Raw genomic sequence first — 18,227 nt, 5'->3', positions numbered from 1 at the left:
CTTCGCGATGCAAAACACCACGATCTTCACCAATGCCGATTGGAATGTTACCGGGCGCGCCTCACGCCGTATGCAAGCACGTTATTGACAGAATGCTTGTTTTTCATTTCATATTCAAATTGCTAAAACGAATGCCTGAAATTGCCAGCCGCGGGCCGACCCGGAACCGTAAGCTTAGTTAATTGCTTCAAAGAATCAATACCACACAATACGCGTGACCACTGCACACGGAAAGAATTTCATTTTTTCATTCCAAATTCCATCATGAAATGGAATGTAGAATTATTCCTGAAACGACATATTGTTCTATTCTGCGCGATCAGGCACCAAAATTACATTTATCCATGCGTGCACCGCGCGCCGGTGATCTCAATTTGAGGGACAGACGATGGCAAGCATTCTCAGACGGGCATGGCGTCGAGTGGAGAAGCGCGTACGGCTTACCGCTAATGCCGCTCAGGCCGACAGTTTCCTGATCTCTTATCCAAAATCCGGCCGCACATGGTTTCGGTACGTTCTTTCCCACTATCTCGCGACGATCGCGCGCGTGCCGGAAACGATAGACCTTCATAACATGTTCTCGATCGTACCGAATTTCGATCTCGACCCGGTGCGCGGCATGCCGGGTTACCGCTTCCGCGAGGCGAAAGACGCAATTCCGACGATCCTCGTCAGCCACCTGGACTATCGCGCCAGCCTGTTCCTCAGGCGCCCGGTCATCATGATGGTAAGAGATCCGCGCGACGTGATCGTGTCGGCCTATTTCCATGCGACCCGGCACAAACACCGTTTCGCCGGCACCCTTACGGAGTTCATAAGGGACCGTGACCAGGGTATGCCCAAGATGATCGATTATCTCAATGGCTGGGCAGCCGGCCTGTCCAACCGCGCGCACTTCGTTCTGAGCTATGAGGGTCTCTCCGCCGACACGGATGGGCGAACCGAAGCGGTGCTGGAATTTCTCCGCTGTCCGGTCGATCGGACGGCGCTCCGGGCAGCGGTCGAGGCCGGCCGGTTTGAGGCCATGCAGGACAGGGAACGGGTAGAAGGCATTCCGGCTCATGACTACGATCGGAACGATGTGGAAAGCCTGCGCATGCGCCGTGGCAAGGCAGGTGGTTTCAGGGATTATCTGGACGAGGCGCAGGTCGCAGAGGTCGAGCGTTTGTGCGCTGCCGACCTGACGGTCGCCGCCAAACGTCTCGTCGGCCACACGGGATTGAACGTCTGAACCGGCACCTGCGCGCCCGGATGGAACTGCTCTAACGCCGCGCGGCATCGAGGGCTGGCCTGCCGATGCTGGCCCTTGCAAACACCTCCCGCAGGACATGCGCCGCCTTCTCCATTGCCGCGGTATCGAGCGCGGGGTCGACCAGGAAGGCAAGACTCGTCTCGCCGAGCTCGCGCGCGTCGGGCAATGGCTGTGCCGGGGCCATGCCGATGTCCGTAAAGGCCTTTTCCAGGTAGATTTCCGAGCAACTGCCGCTGAAGCATGCGACGCCGGCGCCGTTGATTTCGGCGATGATCCGGTCCCGGCTCCAGTCGGGCCGCAGGCGCTCCGGCCGAAGAAACGTATAGAACCTGTACCACGCGTGCTGAATCCCACGGGGCGGCAGGGGCGTGCGCAAAGCCTCGATCTCCTCGGCCGCTCTGGCGATAATAGCCGCATTGTGCGCTCTTATGCTGCGCCATTCCGTCAGGCGCTGCAACTGACGCGATCCCATGACCGCCTGGATCGACATCATGCGCCAGTTGGTGCCGATGGACTCATGCAGCCAGCGGAAACCCGGAGGGTGCTCCTTGTGATAGACGGCGTCATACGACTTGCCATGGTCCTTGCGGCTCCAGGCCTTCTTCCAGAGCACGTCGTCGTTCATCGCCACGAGCCCGCCCTCGCCTCCAGTGGTGATGATCTTGTCCTGACAGAAGGAAAAAGCCGCGATGTCACCGAAACTGCCGACCGGCCGGCCGTCGATTTCGGCGCCGTGCGCCTGAGCGCAATCCTCTATCACCCACAGCCCCTTTTCGCGGGCAAGCGCCATTATGGCGGGCATGTCGCAGGGCCAGCCGGCCAGATGCACGACGATGACGCCCTTGGTCCTCGGCGTCAGCTTCGCCCTTATGGTTTCCGCGGTGATGTTTTGGCTGTCGCGATCGACGTCGGCGAAAACCGCAACTCCACCCGCCATCGGCACCGTTGAGGCCGAGGCAATGAAACTGCGCGGCGTCACGATGACCTCATCGCCCGGCTCAAGTCCGAGCGCGAAGAGCGCGAGGTCCAGCGCCACCGTTCCGTTGGCGAGAGCCACCGCATGTTTTACGCCGAGAAAGCGCTCATAGGCAGCCTCGAAGTTGCGGACGTGCGGTCCCGTCCAGGCATTCACCTCGCCAGATCTGAGGACCGACACGACATCCTCGATCTGCTCCTCGTCGTAAACCGGCCAGCGTCCCATCTGTCCCTCCGATTTGAATTAGGCCTTGTGGCAATAGTGAGTAATTCCGTGCGACGCCGTCCTTCAACCTAAACGACGTGCCGGACCAATACGAAAGCTTCCGCCGCTTGCCGCATCACGGTCGCCCCGCGCAAGGTCGCCAGCGCCCTGAGGGTCGCGATCGAGCGCTCGTGCGGCGGCTGGCGCACCTGGGAAGCAAACAACTCCATCGCCTTGAGCTTTGCCTCGAGATGCTCGCTGATATCGACGAAGACGTTTGGCACGAATGCCGGAGACAGATAGGGCGCATTCCAATTTGTCTCCGACAGGGTCTCGTAGGCGAGAACGAGCTTTGGGAATTCCGCCTGGTGCGGCCGGCAGGCGACCAGCGCTGACGTGAAGGTCAACTGATGGTCCATGTGCATGTCACCGACGAAGGGCAATAAGACGGTTTGCGGCGACAGCCGGTGAACGAGCTCGAGCAATGCGGCATTGACGGTTGCATGCGCCGTTTCTGCAAGCTGTGCTGCCGGCAGCCGGAGCCATATGGTTTCCGTCACGCCCAAGGCGCGGTGCGCTTGCCTCGCTTCTGCCTGTATCCGGGCAGTTGCCTCCGGATCGAAGGCAGGAGGCTTTCCCTCCGTCACGACCGCGACGAAGACCTCTTCACCTTCGGCCGCGAGCCGCGCGATCGTCCCGCCTGCGCCGAGCACCTCGTCATCGGGATGCGGCGCCACGACCAGAGTGCGCCCGAAAGATATCTGCCCGCCACCCATGAAACCTCCTGATCAAAAATATTGCCGCCTTGGCGCGGGTTCATCCACCGCATCGCGACTTCGGCGTCTCTGCGCCAAGACGGCGCGAAAGAAACTCCCTGGCCTCTTGCAGATGCCGTGCATGAACCCGCTCGCCGGTGACCAGCGTTTTCAGGGTCAACAGGAGGATCCGCGCATCGAGCCAGAGGCTGGTATGTGCGACATACCAGAGGTCGAGAGCGATCTTCTCCTCGTCCGAAAGCCGCGTATTGCCGTTTACCTGTGCCCAGCCGGTCATTCCCGGGGCGATGCGGCAGCGCATGCGGCCTAGTTCGCCGAAGCCGGCGACGGTCGCCAAGGGAAGTGGGCGCGGACCTACCATCGACATGTCGCCGGAAAGCACCGCAATGAGTTGTGGCAGCTCATCGAAGCGCAGCCGCCGCAACAGAGCGGTCGCGGCGGTCTGCCGCAACGCATCCGGCAAAAGCGTGCCGTCAGGTGCCCGCGCATCCGTCATCGTGCGGAATTTGGCAACGGTAAAGACGCGCATCCCCGCACCGGCGCGCGCCTGGGTGAAGAACAGCGGCAAGCCGAGGGTAGCCCAAACGACCACTGCCGTGACCGCCATCAGCGGTAGGCACAACACGAAAACGGTTCCGGCAAACAGGCAATCGAGGAAACGCTTGAGACGGTAAAATCCCAAGGAGGCAGGCAAGCCGAAGCTGACGGCCGCAGGTTCTCTACAGGTTTTCAACTCAATATTCCCTTGGCGCAGAAGCGCATAGAGCGTGTTTTCAAAATCTCTGAAATTAAGTCTTACATTCCGGCAATTGACACCATGAGCACGTCGCCCGGAACGAGTTCGGTCAGGGTCGACGCCTTTATGCTGGTCGGCGTACCGCCCATCGGGTTCCGGCGAATCTCATAGGTGTATGAAATCTGATTTTTCTTGGTCTCGTCTTCGGCCACCGCGGCCATAAGAAGTATTTGCTCTTCGGCGGAGTGTTTTCCAGAAATCAGCTTTTGGATGGCGATCTCACGCGCCTGGAGCTGGGTCAGTATGTCCTTCTCACGGTCGGCTGCAAGCTTTGCGAGCTGCAGTTTCAGCCCGCTCAACTCCTGGCGCGACCGCGCAAGTGTGGCAAAGGTCTCGAGAAGCTGCGCCTGTTCGGCCGAAGCACTGTTCTCCGCGCGGGAAAGATCGCTTTCGGTGTTCAGCCCGCGCTTGCGCAAGGTAGCGATACGCTCCACATCTTCCTTGCTGTTCTGAACCACGTCCTTTTGCTGCAGGATGAGTTGGTTCAGTATGTCGATGCCGCCTTCGGACTGGGTTATGCCCTCGGACAGGATCTGCGCTTGCGACTTGTTTGCGGCGAGGTCCGCCTTCAGAATCTTTTCTTCGAGCTCTATCACGCCATCGAGAGGCACGCCGGTCACATAGTCTCGTGCCACCTCAGGCACATCGGCGAGGTCGATCTTGTCGCTGGATTTCAACTGAGCCACAAGCCTCGCCGCATAGATGGCCTCGTGGACGATCTCGGCGTTGGCGGCCTCTGCCTCCGCGCGCAGACGGGCGCGTGCGACGATCCGGTCGGATGCGCTCGCCGCAGCGACCTGCATGCCTCCGGCCAGACCGATGGCCTGCTCGACCGTCAGCCCGCTGTAGAAAGGAAACGAACCGGGAGTCTTGACCTCTCCGAGCACGAAAATCGGGCGAAAAGTCGAAATATCGAGAGAGATTTTCGGATCGACGAGAACGTCGCGCCTGCGGTACTCGCTGCGGAGCTTAGCCAGCGCTTCCGGCACCGTGAGCCCGATGACCTCGACCCCGCCGATGAGCGGAAATTGCGCCACGCCGGCGCCCGACACGGTCGCGGTAACCGGCAGCTCGGCATCGTCAAGGAAGTCGAAGGTCAAAACATCTCCCGAGTTGAGCCGGTAATCACCGGCCTGAGCGGGCATAGACGTAATCATCGGGAACGCAAGCGCCCAAAGAACCATCAGCAGGAACGCCCCAAGCTTCCAACGGGGCAAAATGGTCCTATAAACGGCCGGTGAAATCCCCATCTCACAGCCTCCAAAAAAGGAATAAAGAAAACTCTACCAAAAAATATTGGGCGACTATATTCTTCGACGCGCTATCACGTCAAAGGTTTTTAACTATTCGCGGCCTCATTGTTGGATGCGCTCCTTGAGCCATTCCTCTTATGGATCAAAATTTTATAATATTTCAAACCGTTGCAGAAACTTATTGAATTTTTAGAGGAGCATTGGCGGGGGAAAGGGCAGTTAACCTTGCGACAAATGCCGACGGCTTGCGAGCTTGTCGGCACGGTTTTCGCCGGCTCTTCCTCTGACGATATTCACTTAAGACTATACGAGAAATCATGGCGGACCGTCCGCCCCTGAGCGGCGTACGACTACCGGCTCCGCACACAGCATTTGTAAATGCCTATTAACTTATCTCTTAAATCATAGGCGGTTTCAGTGGCGTTCCGAAAGAAGCTTCTCAAGAAATTCGGCAGCTTGCGGCAAATTCTCAGTCGCGAGAAAACGATGCTGGAGCGCCTGCAAAGCATTGCGCACCTGCTCACGGGAAACATTTTGAGCTCGGTCATCGGCCTTATCGGCTTTGCGCTCACAGCGAGGGCACTCGGTCCGGCAGGCTACGGAATCCTCGCGCTATGCTTCTCCTACACACGCGCGGTCGAGCGGATCGTAAGCTTCCAGTCGTGGCAGCCACTGATCAAGTACGGCGCCCATTCGCTCGCGGAGAACGCCGACGATGCGACCGAACTTCGGGCCTTGCTCAAGTTCGGCCTGCTGCTCGATATTTCCGCGGCACTGGTGGGATGGCTGGTTGCCGTCCTGCTCATTCTGGTGGTCGCGCCCTGGCTTGGCATATCGGGAGACGGGGCGGACCTTGCCATCCTCTACTGCACGGTCCTGCCGTTCCAGGTCTCGGGCATGCCGACCGCCGTGCTGCGCCTTTACGGGCGCTTCATGGCGATCGCCTATGGTCAGGTTGCCACAAGCGTGCTGAGGGTCGTTCTTTGCGCAATCGGCGTCGCCACCGGCGCAGGCCTGTTCGAGTTCACGCTGATATGGATGTCGGCCCAGATCATCGGCACCCTCATCCTGGTGCTTTTTGCGCTGGCCGAACTGCGGCGGCAGGGCGTCCTTTCGGGCCTGATAAGCGTTCCGCTTCGCGGTATTACCAAGCGGTTTCCGGGTCTGTGGAAGTTCGCGATCTCGGCGAACCTTTCGCTCACCATTCGTTCAAGCGCCAATGAGCTCGACACGCTCCTCGTCGGCTATCTTGCCGATCCGACCTCCGCCGGCCTGTATCACATCGCCAAACGCATTGGCCGCATCGCGCAGCAGGCCGGCGTGCAGGTTCAGGCGGTCCTCTATCCGGAGCTCGCCCGGGCATGGGCAACCAAGGCGCTCAGCGCCTTCCATCGCGCGGTCGCGCAGATGCAGGGACTGCTTCTCGGTTGCGGCCTGCTTCTGATCGGCGGCCTTTACCTCCTGATCGGTCCGCTACTCACCTGGGCCGCCGGGCCCGATTTCGCAGCCGCAGGGCCCCTCGTCATCGTGCAGTCGGTCGCGGTGACCATGACCCTGTGCGGCGCGGTCATCCGCTCGGCGCTTCTCGCAATGGGACGCGAAAACGAGATACTGCGCAGCGTCACGATCGCCGCGATTGGCTTTCATGCGACCGCATTCGCCCTCATTCCGGTCATAGGCGCGATGGGAGCGAACGTCGCCCACATCGTCATGGCCTCGATCTGGCTGTCGACGATGATGCTGAGCTACCGCCGAACCCCTGCGCCTGAGACTTGAAACTCAAAGTTAAAGAAGCATCTTGCCTCCAGCAGGTTTTTCTGTGAAATTCGCCGGTAGATTTTATTCATTTCAACTATTGCCAGGATTAACATTTAAACTGAGGTCGCTTTTTCCGGATTCTTCGCGCAAATTCTGCTACTTCGCCGCGGAACCTCAACCTGTACATTCATACCGTTTGCCGGCCGTAGCGGCACCTCGTTCACGTTAGCGAATTTCGGAAACACTGCTTGACCTAGGACCAAAGCCCCTTGCGGGGCGGCGAACCGATCGTTTCGGTGCAATCGCCCTTTGAGGCGATCGAGAGAGGGCCAAAGATGGAAATGCGGGATATCGACTTCCTGATCATCGGAGCGACGAAAAGCGCGACGACGTGGCTTCAGCAATCGTTGCAGCAGGACCCGGGCATATTCATGCCCGATCCGGAACTGCACTATTTCAGCCGCTATTACGAGCGCGGCGACGAATGGTATCTGGAACATTTCGCGGGCCAGGAGCACCGGCGGCTGCGTGGCGAAAAATCCAACTCCTACATGGATGTGCCGGAAGCGGCAGAAAGAATAAAGGAAAAGCTGCCCGAGGCCCGCCTGATAGCGCAGCTTCGCAATCCGGTGGACCGGGCCTATTCCGACTATTGCATGCTTTATCGCCGCGCCGAGGTCGGGCGCGACATCGCCCAGTACCTCGACCCACGGCAAGGGGCCGGCGGGCGCTTCCTGAACGGTGGTCTTTATTATCAGCAGTTGCAGGGTTATCTCGACCGTTTCCCCGCGGAGCAGATTCTGGTCCTCCTCTACGAGGACCTGAAGATCGACGCCCGCGCCCAACTCGCCCGCGTCCGCGGCTTCCTCGGGCTCGAAGCCGATGTTCCGCTGAAGCCGCTTGCAAAAAAGGTGAAGGACAAATCGGAACCGGTCGTCAATCCGACCCTGCGCCGGCTCCTGCGTCCCTTGAAGCCGGTGGCTGCTCCATTCCGGCAGAATACCGGCTTCAAGAAACTGCGCTCGCTGATTGCCGGCGAGCTTCAATACGCACCGCTCAGTCATGACCTGCGCGCGCGGATGACCGATTACTTCGCGCCTGAAACGGAAAAACTCGGCGCCCTCGTCGGAAGGGATCTGACGGACTGGTTGAGGAACAGAAGCCCCGAGAAATGACCTCCGGCCCGGCTTTGCCAGGTCAGCGGGTCTTTCATCAGTTCCTTTGGGATCTAAGGTAATGACGTCTTCTGCAGCAGTTGATCTTCGCCAACCGGAAACGCCCAACATAGCCGGCGGTCATCAGGTGATTGTGTGCCTCCCCTTCATTGGAGATCTCGTCGGCGGGAGCCACATGTCCTCGCTCGGCCTGATACGGAATCTCCCCAGGTCGCGCTTCGTGCCGCTGGTCGTCCTGCACGATACCGATGGACCGGTCGCGGATTTGTTTCGCCGTGAGGGCATCGACTTTGTCGCCGCTCCGGTTCTGAACCGTCTGGCGCGAGCGGCTCCGCGCAATGGCGCCGCAGTCGTCAATGTCATGCGCACACTTCCTGCGCTCGTCCGATTCCTGCGAGCGAGCAATGCCTCGATCGTACACACGAATGATGGTCGCACACATCTCATCTGGGGTCTCGCTGCGCGCGTCGCAGGGGCGAAGCATCTCTGGCATCATCGCGGCGACGCGACTTCGTTCGGTCTGCGCCGCGTGGCGCCATGGCTTCCAAACCGATTGGTGGCCGTGTCGAAATTCGCATCGCCCCGCCCGGGGATTTTCTCGGCCGCGAGCAAATGCAGCGTCGTGCACAGCCCGTTCGACGTCACGAAGATGGCGGGGTTCGAGCGCGAGGAAGCCCGCAACAACGTGCTGGCCGCGATTCGGTGTGCTCCGGAGACGAAGCTTCTCGGTTATGTCGGGACCCTGGTGGACCGCAAGCGGCCGATCCTGTTTGTCGAAGCGGTTGCCGCCCTGAAGCGCCTGTCGCCTGAGACCAAGGTTGTCGGCCTTTTTTTCGGCAATGCGCTCAACGGTCTTGACGAGGCCGCAAAATCGCGTGCCGAGGCGCTCGGAGTTGCCGATTGCATTCACTTCATGGGCTTTCGTTATCCGGGCGAGCCGTGGATCGCAGGGCTGGACGCTTTACTGGTGACGGCGGTCAACGAACCGCTCGGAAGAACCCTTGTCGAAGCGATGCTGCTCGGTACGCCGGTCGTCGCGGCCGACTCCGGCGGAAATCCGGAAGTGGTTGAAGACGGCCGGACCGGCATGCTCGTGCGCGCCGACGATCCGGATGAATTCGCCAGGGCTTGTCTCAAACTGTTCAGCGATGCGGCGCTTCGCGATCGCATCGTGGAAACGGCGCGCAACGAAGTACGCGCCCGTTTCAGTTTCGAGCGCCACGTCTATGCGATTACATCGGTCTACGAAGAGCTGACAGGCATGGCCGCCATGCAGCGCTCCGCAAGAGCGGGATGAGGAAAAGTGCGGGCGGTCCTATCCCGCTTTAGCTAGTTGTGAGGCGATCGTGTCAGAAACCGGTATGACAACGGCACATCAACTTCGTTTTGCTAGTCAGCCCAGCAGAACAAACCTTCGCCTTGCGGCTATCGAACGTGCCGTCGTTTATTTGGCCGTTTTCCTGGCGCCCTACGCGACATTGCGGTTTTCCGAACTTTTCTTCACATTCAGCGATTTTTTCTTTTGCTTGAGCCTGTTCCTTCTTTTGATCACCGGGCGTATCAGGAGCAGGCCGCTCGAACAGACGACGTCGATATGGCTCTGCGCTTTCACGCTGTTGTTCATCGGGATCATGCTCGGCAGCCTGTTCCACGGCAGTCCTCAGCGCGGACTGATCGTGATGGGGCAATATCTCTTCGCCTATCTGATCTTGATGGTCATCCTCATCCGTGAGGACCCGAGGGAAGCCTACCGACTGGCCGGCATTTTCCTGGTCAGCGTCATTCTTATCGACATTCACGGTATCATCACGTTCTATACGGTGGGGTATGTGCCCGGAGAAGGTAAAGGCGTCGTGACCGGCGGGAAGCGCCTGGCTACCGTGTTGCGAAATCCGAACCTGGCCGCGGCGATCAACGCCCTGACGCTGCCTATTCTGCTGTTCTTCTGGTCTTCGGGCCGCGTGAAATCATACTTCGCTTTGCCCGCCCTCGTGATCGTCATCGTCACGGTGGTCCTGACAAGTTCGAACAGCGGCCTGTTTTCAACCGCGCTATGTCTTGCCGTCTTCATCGCGATGATTTCGACGCCGCGGCTGCTCTTGCGACTGGCGCTTGGCGCGGGCATCGTCGTTGGCGGCGCGGCACTATTCGGCAGTAAGGAGATGCTGCCAAAGACATTCCAGACGCGGGTTTTGGGCGCGTTGTCCTCCGGTGACATATCCGAAGCGGGGACGTTCCTCTCCAGAGCCGCGCTGATGGAGGAAGCGGCTCATATGATCTCGGAGGAACAGATCCGGCTCGTGGGGCTCGGTGCGGATCAGTTCCGTGAGAGAAGCGTTCAAAGCGCTCCGGTTCACAATATTTATCTTCTCCTTTGGGTCGAGGGTGGATTGCTCGCGCTTGTCGGCTGGTTGATGTTTTCCGGCGTCGGCATGCTGCTGGCGCTCGCGATCTTGAAGGTTGGCGGAGACAAACGCGCGCTCGCGGCGGTGGTGACGACAATCCTCGTCTTCCTGGTAATCGCCCTCTTCAATCCGCATATGTATGCGCGATATTGGACCATGCCGATTCTTCTGTGTTTCGGACTAGGCCTTACGCAGCTGAGAGGTGCTGGATCAACCAAGGTTCAAATGTCGTGAACCATGCAAGCGACGTCCCAAGCAACGGGCGCCGTCTGCAACCGAGAACATTCAGGTCTCGATTTTTGCTGGCCGTGCCGCGAAATCCGGGGTATTGTCAAGATCGTGACGCCCCTCGTTTTTGATGCGGGCGTATTGACATAGTACCTGCGACTTCATCTGCGCCGCGGTATGCCCGAGGGCGCTGGTCAAAGACAACGTGCTTGTGCAGCGAAAGTAGATTTTGGTAGCATTGAACTAATTCATTGCGCCTTATTCAATATTTTACTAAAGTAACAGAATATAGAAAATTTTTTAATATTAGCAGGTTTCCATGACGACATTCGTTCCCGATGGCAGCCTATCTGCCCGCGCTCATCACCGAGAAACCATTGATTTTGCCGTTCAGCAGAGCGGCGCTACGGTCGGCCTCTTTGACCTTTGGGCCGTGGTCAAGAGGCGGTTCTGGTTTCTTGCATCAATCATCATCGGCTGCACATTGCTGTCTGCAGTTGCTTCTTTTTCGCTCCCCAAAAGCTATACCGCTAGCTCGGAAGTGGTGCTGGAGCGCAAAGATGTCCGGCCATTTGCCACCGATGCAGCTCTGACATCCATCGACCGCGACCGCTCGGCGGCGGAAACCGAGATGGACGTGTTGCAGTCGCGCAAGTTTGCCGGCCGCATCGTGGACCGGTTGAACCTCATCGGTGATCCCAGTTTCAATCCTTATGCACCGGGCGGGGACAAGTCGGGCGACCAGGGCCTGGTTGACCAGATCAAGGAATTCATCGGTATTGGCAGTTCTTCGGCAACCGTTCGGGTCGTACCGGATGTGAGGACTCAACGGGATCACGCGATTTCCGCGCTGCTGTCCCAGTTCGAGGTGAGCCGGACCGGCGAAAGCCTCGCCGTGCGGCTTGTCGTAACCAACCAGAATCCGAAACTCGCCCAGGAAATCGCAAACACGATCGCCACCCTCTATGTCGAAGCCTCGCTCGAATTCAAGCAGGACGAGCGAGTCGCGGACAAGGAACGCGCACTCAACACCGGCGGTGCAGTGGCTTTTCTTCGGCAGAGCATGACGCAGCCACTTCTTATCACGTTGCGGAACGAAGAGGCCCGGCTGCTGCAGAGCAAGGCCGAACTCGCTGCCAAATACGGCAAGAATCATCCTCAGATGATCGATGCGGATTCGCAAATAGCAGGCATCCGCAGCATGATCGAGGATGAAGTTCAGCGTATTCTGTCCGATCTCGAAGCCGAGTCCTTGAAACCCAGCGCACGAATCGTATCGACAGCCGAACTCCCCAATTCACCGTCGTTTCCCAAGCCCGGACTTATCATTCCGGCCGCATTCGCCGGCTCCACGCTGCTGGCCTGCGTGCTCGCGCTCCTGCTGGAAACGACCGACACCCGTGTCCGTAGCGGACAGCGCGCGGCGCAACTGCTGCGGATCCCCAATCTTGGCTATGTACCGAAGATACCGAAGCAACTCACCTCTCCGGGCGCCAAGCGATCCTCGTGCATTCCGGACTGGAGCAATTTCACGTCCGCCGAAGCGGAGCGGGCGGTCTATATGGCCGGTCGCTATTCCGACGCAAAGCAACTGCGGCGCATCGTGATGGTCACCTCCTGCGTTCACAACATCGCAAACGCGTCGACGGCTTGGGGAATCGCGACAGCCGCAGCAGCGGATGGCCGCCCTACCGCCTTCGTCAATCTCGATTTCAATCGCCACAACGTTCCCTATCTGAAAAGCGTTGAACGTTCACCGGAGCCAATCGAACGCTATCTCAGAAATCAAGCGGTCATTGGCGAGATCGTGCAGTCCATCCCGACCTTGCCCGGTTTCGGGTTCATCGACGCGACTCATGTGATGATGGAGCCATTCAGATCCCTGGACTCTGACAAGCTCTGCGAACTCATCATGGACCTCAAGCAAAGCGGATACGACTTCATCGTACTGCATGCTCCGCCTGTGCTCGCCTCCGGCGATGCGACTTGGCTGGCGCCCTTTGTCGATGGCGTGGTCCTTATAGCCAATTGGGGTAAAACGACTGAAGAGCAGTTGCTGGAAGCCGCTGCACAGCTCCGAATGAACCATGCGCATCTGATCGGCACAGTGATCAATCAGGTCAATCCGGAAATCCACAGGCGCCACCACTATGGCGGCTTCGTCATCACGTCCAAGCGCATCCCGGCTGGCCGCTGGCATCGCGTCCGCGGCAATGGAGCATTCCCCGAACGGGCGGACGCGGACGTCAACACGCTTCATGCTCCCGCGGCGAGACCTTCGATCACGCGCCCGTCGAATGTCGCTTAGAATACCATAGGGTGAAAGAACTCTTCCCGCGCCGCAGACGTGGCGCTGGATCTCAGTGACAAACGGACGTGGTGTGGCTGGATACCTGTGACGAGCACAGGGATGAGGAAGTCAAGCAAGCCGCGGCGGATACCCGAATCTCAACGGGATTTAATCCGCGGTATCGCCCGCCATGAAATGGAGAAACGCTTCGAGATTTGTCCATCCGTCGCCATCCAAGTCCTGTCGCCCATCGCTGGCATCTGCCGGATCGGTGCCGCTTTCGACCTCCCAGTCATCCGAGATACCGTCCATGTCGCTGTCCGGGTACGGCACCCCGGCATCGAGTTCCGGCCAACCGCCGACGTCCTGCGGATCGTTCACGAGCAGTCGTCCGCTGCGATTTCTGACCGCCTCGGTGATGCGGCGATCGACCGCGTCGCGCCGAGGCTTCGTCGCACCGGCACCTGCCAGGACGTCCTCGTAAGCAATTTCGGGCGCAGAAGCGCGGACCGCCGGTGCATCGAATGCCGACGTTGAAACGAACCTTCTTTGTTTCTCGGCCAAAACGAGGGTGTCATCCTCGCTGGCGCCAGTGCGATATGGTTCGTCGTAATTGTCCTTCAAATAGATCGCGTGCCCGCGTCCGCTTTCTTCGAAGAGATGAACCATATGATCGTCTCGCAGCTTTTCCCCCGCGATCTTGTAGTTGCCGACCACATTAGCCTGGATCCGCGCCCATTCATCGCCGAAGCTTAGGACATATTGCCACTTCGGTGAGAAAAACACGTTGTTCACGACATCGGCGACGGCGCCGGGAATCTTCATCTTTATCAGGGGGTTTCTGAACTGGCCGAAAGCGAAGAGAGAGTGATGCACGGAGACGTTGCCGCCCTTCGTGAACAACATGTTGCGCGCACGCTTGTCTTTCCCGGGGCCGCCCCGCAGCAACGGTTCGCTCGCAATACCCCACTGCCAGGTGAAGTTACTCGCGTCTTCCGAATCGATCGTCTCGTCTGATCCCCAGCTGGCGGAGATATGATCGAGCATGATGTCCTTCGCCGAGCTGGAGTACATTCCGAGGCCTCCGGAACAGCAAGCCTTCACGGCATGCGGACCGGGGCGAAGACGAATGTGCCTGATGATCACGTCATTGGTCACGATTTCGATTGAAGGACGAATTTGCGTCTCGCCGTTCCGGATGGCGATCCCGCCGCCCGGCGCCGTCTCTCCGGCAATCGTCAGGAATGGATGTCGGACGACCAGCGATCCTTCGCGAAGAACAATGGTGCCACCCGTGCGGAAAATACAAATGCGCGGGCCGGATGCCTCGATGCACGCACGTAAGGAGCCCTGCCCTGATTCGTTTGTGTTGACGACATAGATCACCTTACCCCCCCGGCCTCCAAGAGAGCCGGCGCCGAAGCCTTCGGCCGTGGGAAAGGCGCGTTGTCTGCCGTCCGGAAGCTTGGGTGAAAGAGGCTCGGCCAGTGCCGCCTGGGCTAGAGCTTGCCGCGAGAAGCCGACCCATGATCCGCAGGCCAACCCCGCCAAAATCAGGCAACGCGCTATGGTGAAACCAAATGCCCTTACGTCATGCGCTTGGTAGCTTACCGTCATGCTCTTGTGCCGCCATCCTGCAGAAATATGACACCGACCTTCACAGATAGCCGTAGCGTCGGAGCATCCAGCCGCCCAGCCGCTGGAAGGAAACCTGCTGACGGGCCGGCATCCGTGTTCGCCACGTTTCGTCCTTGTTGAGCGCGATCGATGCGTTCATGCGCAGCCGATTGCCAGCCACCTGATGTCCCGGCCCCATGGCCTCGCCATTCTGCAGCGATGTACCCACCTGACTCAGATCAAGCTCGAGGAACGTCCCGATTTGCTGCATAACGGCAACAGGATCAGAGGCGAAATCCTCGTATCTGACACGCATGACCTTTTCAGAGCCCAATTTTCGCGAGAGATATTCGACCGCAAGATTGACCATGCTCCAGCGCAAGGCTGTCCTGAATACCGATTTCGGCTTGATTTCCTTCTGCAAGCCCGATTTGGCGTCGCGCTCGTAACCCTTCAGCAACGACCAGGCTACACCGCGCCCGTCACGCACCAGATGAATGACCCGCATGTCGATCCCGGGTATCTGCGCAACGGCCATCGCTCTTCCCGGCAGCTTCGAGGAATCGACGATCACCTGTCGGCCCGAACATGACTGCATTGCGCTGAACAGGCGCTTCGTATGAAGTATATACAGAGAAAATTGTTTTCCGAGACCCATGCCGCTGAGCAGTCTCGTCATCATCGACAGCCCTTCGAACTTTTGCTGAAGAGCGCAATACTCCTCCATCAGCCCGGGATCCTGGCCCTCGGACCAATCCCGGCGGACCGAGCTCCAGAAGGAGCAATCGCGAATTGCATTGCCGCATGCACAATATTCGTTGTGACGCCAGACGTGACGTGTGAGCGACGTTATCTCTCCGGCTCCCACCACGGCAGCATGCTGCCCCAGCGCAATGTCGAGTATGGTCGACCCGCTGCGTCCGTAACCTGCGATATAAGCGATGCGAACTGGTTGCGAGGGCATCATGAAGCCTTCCATTCTCTAGAAGTTTGATTTCCGCTTCGGGAGACCGCGACGTTCCATTCCGGCCGTGTATGGCTCCGCCTCACGATGCACGGAAATCCAGCAGAAGCTTTTCGATTTCCGATCCGCCCCCGACGCGCTCCAACGCGGCGAACGAACCGTCCTCCTTGAGCTCGAACAAGGTTCCGGCGTTTTCCTGCGCGCGGTTCGTACGGGTCACCACGACCAAGGCGCCCGGGCCGCGGAGATAGGAGTGGATGTTCTCGATTGCGGTCCGGATCTGGTCCAGCGAGAAGTAGTTCGTATTTAAAATGTTTGCGGCTCTCACGAGATCGAACCGGCCGGCCAGGTGCTGCGACCGGCTCATAATATCGTCTTCGACGAAGTTTATTTTGCCGTTCTCGGGTAAGGATCGCGTGATCATCTGCACCTGCCTGCTCTTGCCTGCCCGTACACGGGCGCGCAGCCGCGGCTGCAACAGGACACGCGCCAACAGGAGCGGGGCAAATGCGAGCGTCACATAGTCCAGCCTTCTGATCCAGGGACGAACAGCGACGCCGCGCAGATCATATTGTAGCGGCCAGCCTTCCGGATCGCAAAAGACCGTGACCCAGGGAGCAAATTCGACGATGTGGGCCTCTACGAAGAGATCGGTCGCTGTAATGTGGACCGTGGCGCCGCAACTTTCGAGGAACTTGGACAGTTCCACCGTCGTCAATCCGGTGGAGACGCCCACATCCAGGATGTCATGGAGGGATGCCGCTCGCTCCGCGATCAACGGCCGGAACGCGACCTCAAGCTCTCGAAATCGGGACGGCTGAGTCAGTTTGAAGGTGCCATTGCGCATCTTCAACCGGGCGAAAAAAGCTGATTCCGATACCAGGTCAATCGTGCTTGAACTCAATGAATAAAATTTCTTGGCACTTACGGTCATGGCGCGAGAATCCGTATCCATTCAACCAAAAGCGAAAATTTTTTCAGAACTTAAGATACCGTTCCGTTGCAGGGCGGGAGTCGCCCTCTTAAAAATTGCCACGACGTGGCGTCTTATTATGCGTTGTTACTATTCAAAAATCTAATCTAATGACTGGCGGCATCATCCGCTCAGGCAAGACGTATCATAATTTCCGAGGCGCATCAATTTGCAACGTTAGCTGGTGGTGCCGTATTTCGGCGTTAGATCACGATGATTTTAGGCCGGGTCGACCTAGAACACGACGTGACCGGAATGCGGCCCGGAAATCCCACGCAGTTTTCCTCATCCCGCACTGGACTTCCGCACCTTAGTTGTGTTCGATAGGCGGATATTGTTCTTACATTTATATGCCGTCGGCTCGCCGGCAGTCAGTCATTTCACATTCAGCTTTATGGTGTGACCATGCGCATCGTATTCGTCGGCGCCGTCGAGAGTTCCAAAATCGCCTTGGACGCGCTGATAAGGGCAAAGCGCACTCCGGTGCTTGTAATAACGCTGCCGCCCGAAGCAGCCGGGCGCCATTCCGATTTCGTGGGCCTCGGGGAAATCGGCCGGGCGGCCGGAAGCGCGATCCATCACACGACGGACATAAATTCCCAGGCGACGCTGGAGGCCGTTGCAGCAGCCACCCCGGATTTGTCACTCGTCATAGGCTGGTCGCAGGTCTGCCGGCAGGCGTTCCGGGAGATCGCGCGCGCGGGCACTGTTGGTTTTCATCCGGCAGCCTTGCCGCGTCTGCGGGGCCGCGGCGTCATCCCATGGACTATCCTCCGGGGTGAAGAACGAACTGGCTCGACCCTTTTCTGGCTGGACGACGGCATCGACTCGGGACCGATCCTGTTACAGAGGCAATTTCCCGTTGCCCCGGACGAGACAGCGCGCAGTCTTTATACAAAGCACACCGAAAACCTGGCTGAGATGGTAGTCGAGGCGGCGGCACAGGTCGAAGCGGGAAGCGCGGCCCGTATGGAACAGAACGAGGCGGAGGCGAGCTATTGCGCGAAGCGCACCGCGGAAGACGGCCGGATCGATTGGCATGACCCGGCCGCATCCATCTTGCGGCTGATCCGCGCGGCCGGAGATCCCTATCCGGGCGCCTTTACCTTCTACAAAGGCCAGAAAATACGCATTGATGCGGCAACCCCGGTCGAGAATTCCAGGCAATATATCGGCCTGAAAGGCCAGATTCAGGCGCATACGGAGCGCGGGTTCATCGTACTTTGCGGTGACGGGGAATGCATCGAGGCACACGCATGGGCATGGGCCTCGGACAGGCGGCCTCCGAATCACGGCAAGCTCGGCGGGTCTGACCTGGTCCAGGCTTCTGCGCAAAACACATAAGAACAGTAGAGAACTATAATTGGGCCTATACTGGAAATCTGTTTACAACCCATTAAAGACGTGCTTTTTTATTAAGGTATTCGAATATGCCAAGGAATTTTGCGTTGCGGTTGGAATGATCGCGAACGCCTATTTTTGTTGAATTCATTTTATCTAGCCTTTCGAGCCGGTCGAATAGACACACAACAGACGCACTGTTCTTAGCCACCATAAGAG

At 58.6% G+C, this 18,227-nt stretch carries 14 protein-coding genes; 7 read left to right on the top strand and 7 right to left on the bottom strand.

Annotated elements, in window-relative coordinates; translation table 11 throughout:
- The first annotated feature begins 388 nt into the window (after positions 1–388).
- Positions 389–1,231 carry a sulfotransferase domain-containing protein gene (locus M1D43_RS20900; RefSeq protein WP_014527263.1) on the top strand — a complete coding sequence of 281 codons (843 nt, stop codon included), beginning with the start codon at positions 389–391 and terminating at the stop codon, positions 1,229–1,231.
- A 31-nt stretch (positions 1,232–1,262) separates the two neighbouring features.
- Here the strand turns inward: M1D43_RS20900 and M1D43_RS20895 are convergent, their stop codons facing one another.
- The 4 genes from M1D43_RS20895 to M1D43_RS20880 form a co-directional block, all read right to left on the bottom strand.
- A complete protein-coding gene (locus M1D43_RS20895; RefSeq protein ID WP_014527264.1) occupies positions 1,263–2,453 on the bottom strand; it encodes a DegT/DnrJ/EryC1/StrS aminotransferase family protein in 1,191 nt (396 codons plus the stop codon).
- A 68-nt stretch (positions 2,454–2,521) separates the two neighbouring features.
- Entirely contained in the window at positions 2,522–3,208 is a 687-nt protein-coding gene (locus M1D43_RS20890) for a PIG-L deacetylase family protein (RefSeq protein ID WP_003531355.1), read from the bottom strand.
- A 40-nt stretch (positions 3,209–3,248) separates the two neighbouring features.
- Entirely contained in the window at positions 3,249–3,941 is a 693-nt protein-coding gene (locus M1D43_RS20885; RefSeq protein ID WP_010975611.1) for a sugar transferase, read from the bottom strand.
- Positions 3,942–4,003: 62 nt separating this feature from the next.
- Positions 4,004–5,254: a polysaccharide biosynthesis/export family protein gene (locus M1D43_RS20880; protein WP_010975610.1), complete on the bottom strand. Its 1,251-nt coding sequence runs from the start codon at positions 5,252–5,254 to the stop codon at positions 4,004–4,006.
- Positions 5,255–5,674: 420 nt separating this feature from the next.
- Here M1D43_RS20880 and M1D43_RS20875 point away from each other — a divergent pair, with 420 nt between their 5' ends.
- The 5 genes from M1D43_RS20875 (at position 5,675) to M1D43_RS20855 (ending at position 13,131) form a co-directional block, all read left to right on the top strand.
- The gene (locus M1D43_RS20875) at positions 5,675–7,033 is read left to right on the top strand and encodes a lipopolysaccharide biosynthesis protein (RefSeq protein ID WP_014527265.1); all 1,359 of its coding nucleotides are present in this window, start codon (positions 5,675–5,677) and stop codon (positions 7,031–7,033) included.
- Positions 7,034–7,350: 317 nt separating this feature from the next.
- Entirely contained in the window at positions 7,351–8,190 is an 840-nt protein-coding gene (locus M1D43_RS20870; RefSeq protein WP_014527266.1) for a sulfotransferase family protein, read from the top strand.
- 61 nt (positions 8,191–8,251) lie between these two features.
- Positions 8,252–9,487, top strand: coding sequence for a glycosyltransferase family 4 protein (locus M1D43_RS20865; RefSeq protein WP_014527267.1), 1,236 nt, complete (start codon positions 8,252–8,254; stop codon positions 9,485–9,487).
- 49 nt (positions 9,488–9,536) lie between these two features.
- The gene (locus M1D43_RS20860; protein ID WP_014527268.1) at positions 9,537–10,829 is read left to right on the top strand and encodes an O-antigen ligase family protein; all 1,293 of its coding nucleotides are present in this window, start codon (positions 9,537–9,539) and stop codon (positions 10,827–10,829) included.
- A 313-nt stretch (positions 10,830–11,142) separates the two neighbouring features.
- Entirely contained in the window at positions 11,143–13,131 is a 1,989-nt protein-coding gene (locus M1D43_RS20855; RefSeq protein ID WP_014527269.1) for a polysaccharide biosynthesis tyrosine autokinase, read from the top strand.
- 150 nt (positions 13,132–13,281) lie between these two features.
- Here M1D43_RS20855 and M1D43_RS20850 read toward each other — a convergent pair whose 3' ends face one another.
- The 3 genes from M1D43_RS20850 to M1D43_RS20840 form a co-directional block, all read right to left on the bottom strand.
- Entirely contained in the window at positions 13,282–14,730 is a 1,449-nt protein-coding gene (locus tag M1D43_RS20850; RefSeq protein ID WP_014527270.1) for a thrombospondin type 3 repeat-containing protein, read from the bottom strand.
- Positions 14,731–14,770: 40 nt separating this feature from the next.
- The gene (locus M1D43_RS20845) at positions 14,771–15,709 is read right to left on the bottom strand and encodes a sulfotransferase family protein (protein ID WP_017267243.1); all 939 of its coding nucleotides are present in this window, start codon (positions 15,707–15,709) and stop codon (positions 14,771–14,773) included.
- 67 nt (positions 15,710–15,776) lie between these two features.
- Positions 15,777–16,649: a hypothetical protein gene (locus M1D43_RS20840; RefSeq protein ID WP_014530492.1), complete on the bottom strand. Its 873-nt coding sequence runs from the start codon at positions 16,647–16,649 to the stop codon at positions 15,777–15,779.
- A gap of 423 nt (positions 16,650–17,072) precedes the next feature.
- On the opposite strand from M1D43_RS20840, the gene M1D43_RS20835 reads away from it, so the two are divergent.
- Positions 17,073–18,011 (top strand): methionyl-tRNA formyltransferase, encoded by a 939-nt coding sequence (locus tag M1D43_RS20835; protein WP_010975600.1) that lies wholly within the window; start codon positions 17,073–17,075, stop codon positions 18,009–18,011.
- Positions 18,012–18,227: the final 216 nt, after the last annotated feature.

The organism is Ensifer sp. R1-3 (assembly GCF_056739175.1).
Note: the sequence above shows the minus strand (reverse complement) of the source record. Positions and strands in the feature narration are given on the sequence as shown.

Coding starts and splice junctions, on each gene's coding strand:
- M1D43_RS20895 (WP_014527264.1), bottom strand. CDS start 2,453: ATGGGACGCTGGCCGGTTTACGACGAGGAGCAGATCGAGGATGTCGTG.
- M1D43_RS20845 (WP_017267243.1), bottom strand. CDS start 15,709: ATGGAAGGCTTCATGATGCCCTCGCAACCAGTTCGCATCGCTTATATC.
- M1D43_RS20890 (WP_003531355.1), bottom strand. CDS start 3,208: ATGGGTGGCGGGCAGATATCTTTCGGGCGCACTCTGGTCGTGGCGCCG.
- M1D43_RS20840 (WP_014530492.1), bottom strand. CDS start 16,649: ATGGATACGGATTCTCGCGCCATGACCGTAAGTGCCAAGAAATTTTAT.
- M1D43_RS20835 (WP_010975600.1), top strand. CDS start 17,073: ATGCGCATCGTATTCGTCGGCGCCGTCGAGAGTTCCAAAATCGCCTTG.
- M1D43_RS20870 (WP_014527266.1), top strand. CDS start 7,351: ATGGAAATGCGGGATATCGACTTCCTGATCATCGGAGCGACGAAAAGC.
- M1D43_RS20850 (WP_014527270.1), bottom strand. CDS start 14,730: ATGACGGTAAGCTACCAAGCGCATGACGTAAGGGCATTTGGTTTCACC.
- M1D43_RS20880 (WP_010975610.1), bottom strand. CDS start 5,254: ATGGGGATTTCACCGGCCGTTTATAGGACCATTTTGCCCCGTTGGAAG.
- M1D43_RS20855 (WP_014527269.1), top strand. CDS start 11,143: ATGACGACATTCGTTCCCGATGGCAGCCTATCTGCCCGCGCTCATCAC.
- M1D43_RS20900 (WP_014527263.1), top strand. CDS start 389: ATGGCAAGCATTCTCAGACGGGCATGGCGTCGAGTGGAGAAGCGCGTA.
- M1D43_RS20865 (WP_014527267.1), top strand. CDS start 8,252: ATGACGTCTTCTGCAGCAGTTGATCTTCGCCAACCGGAAACGCCCAAC.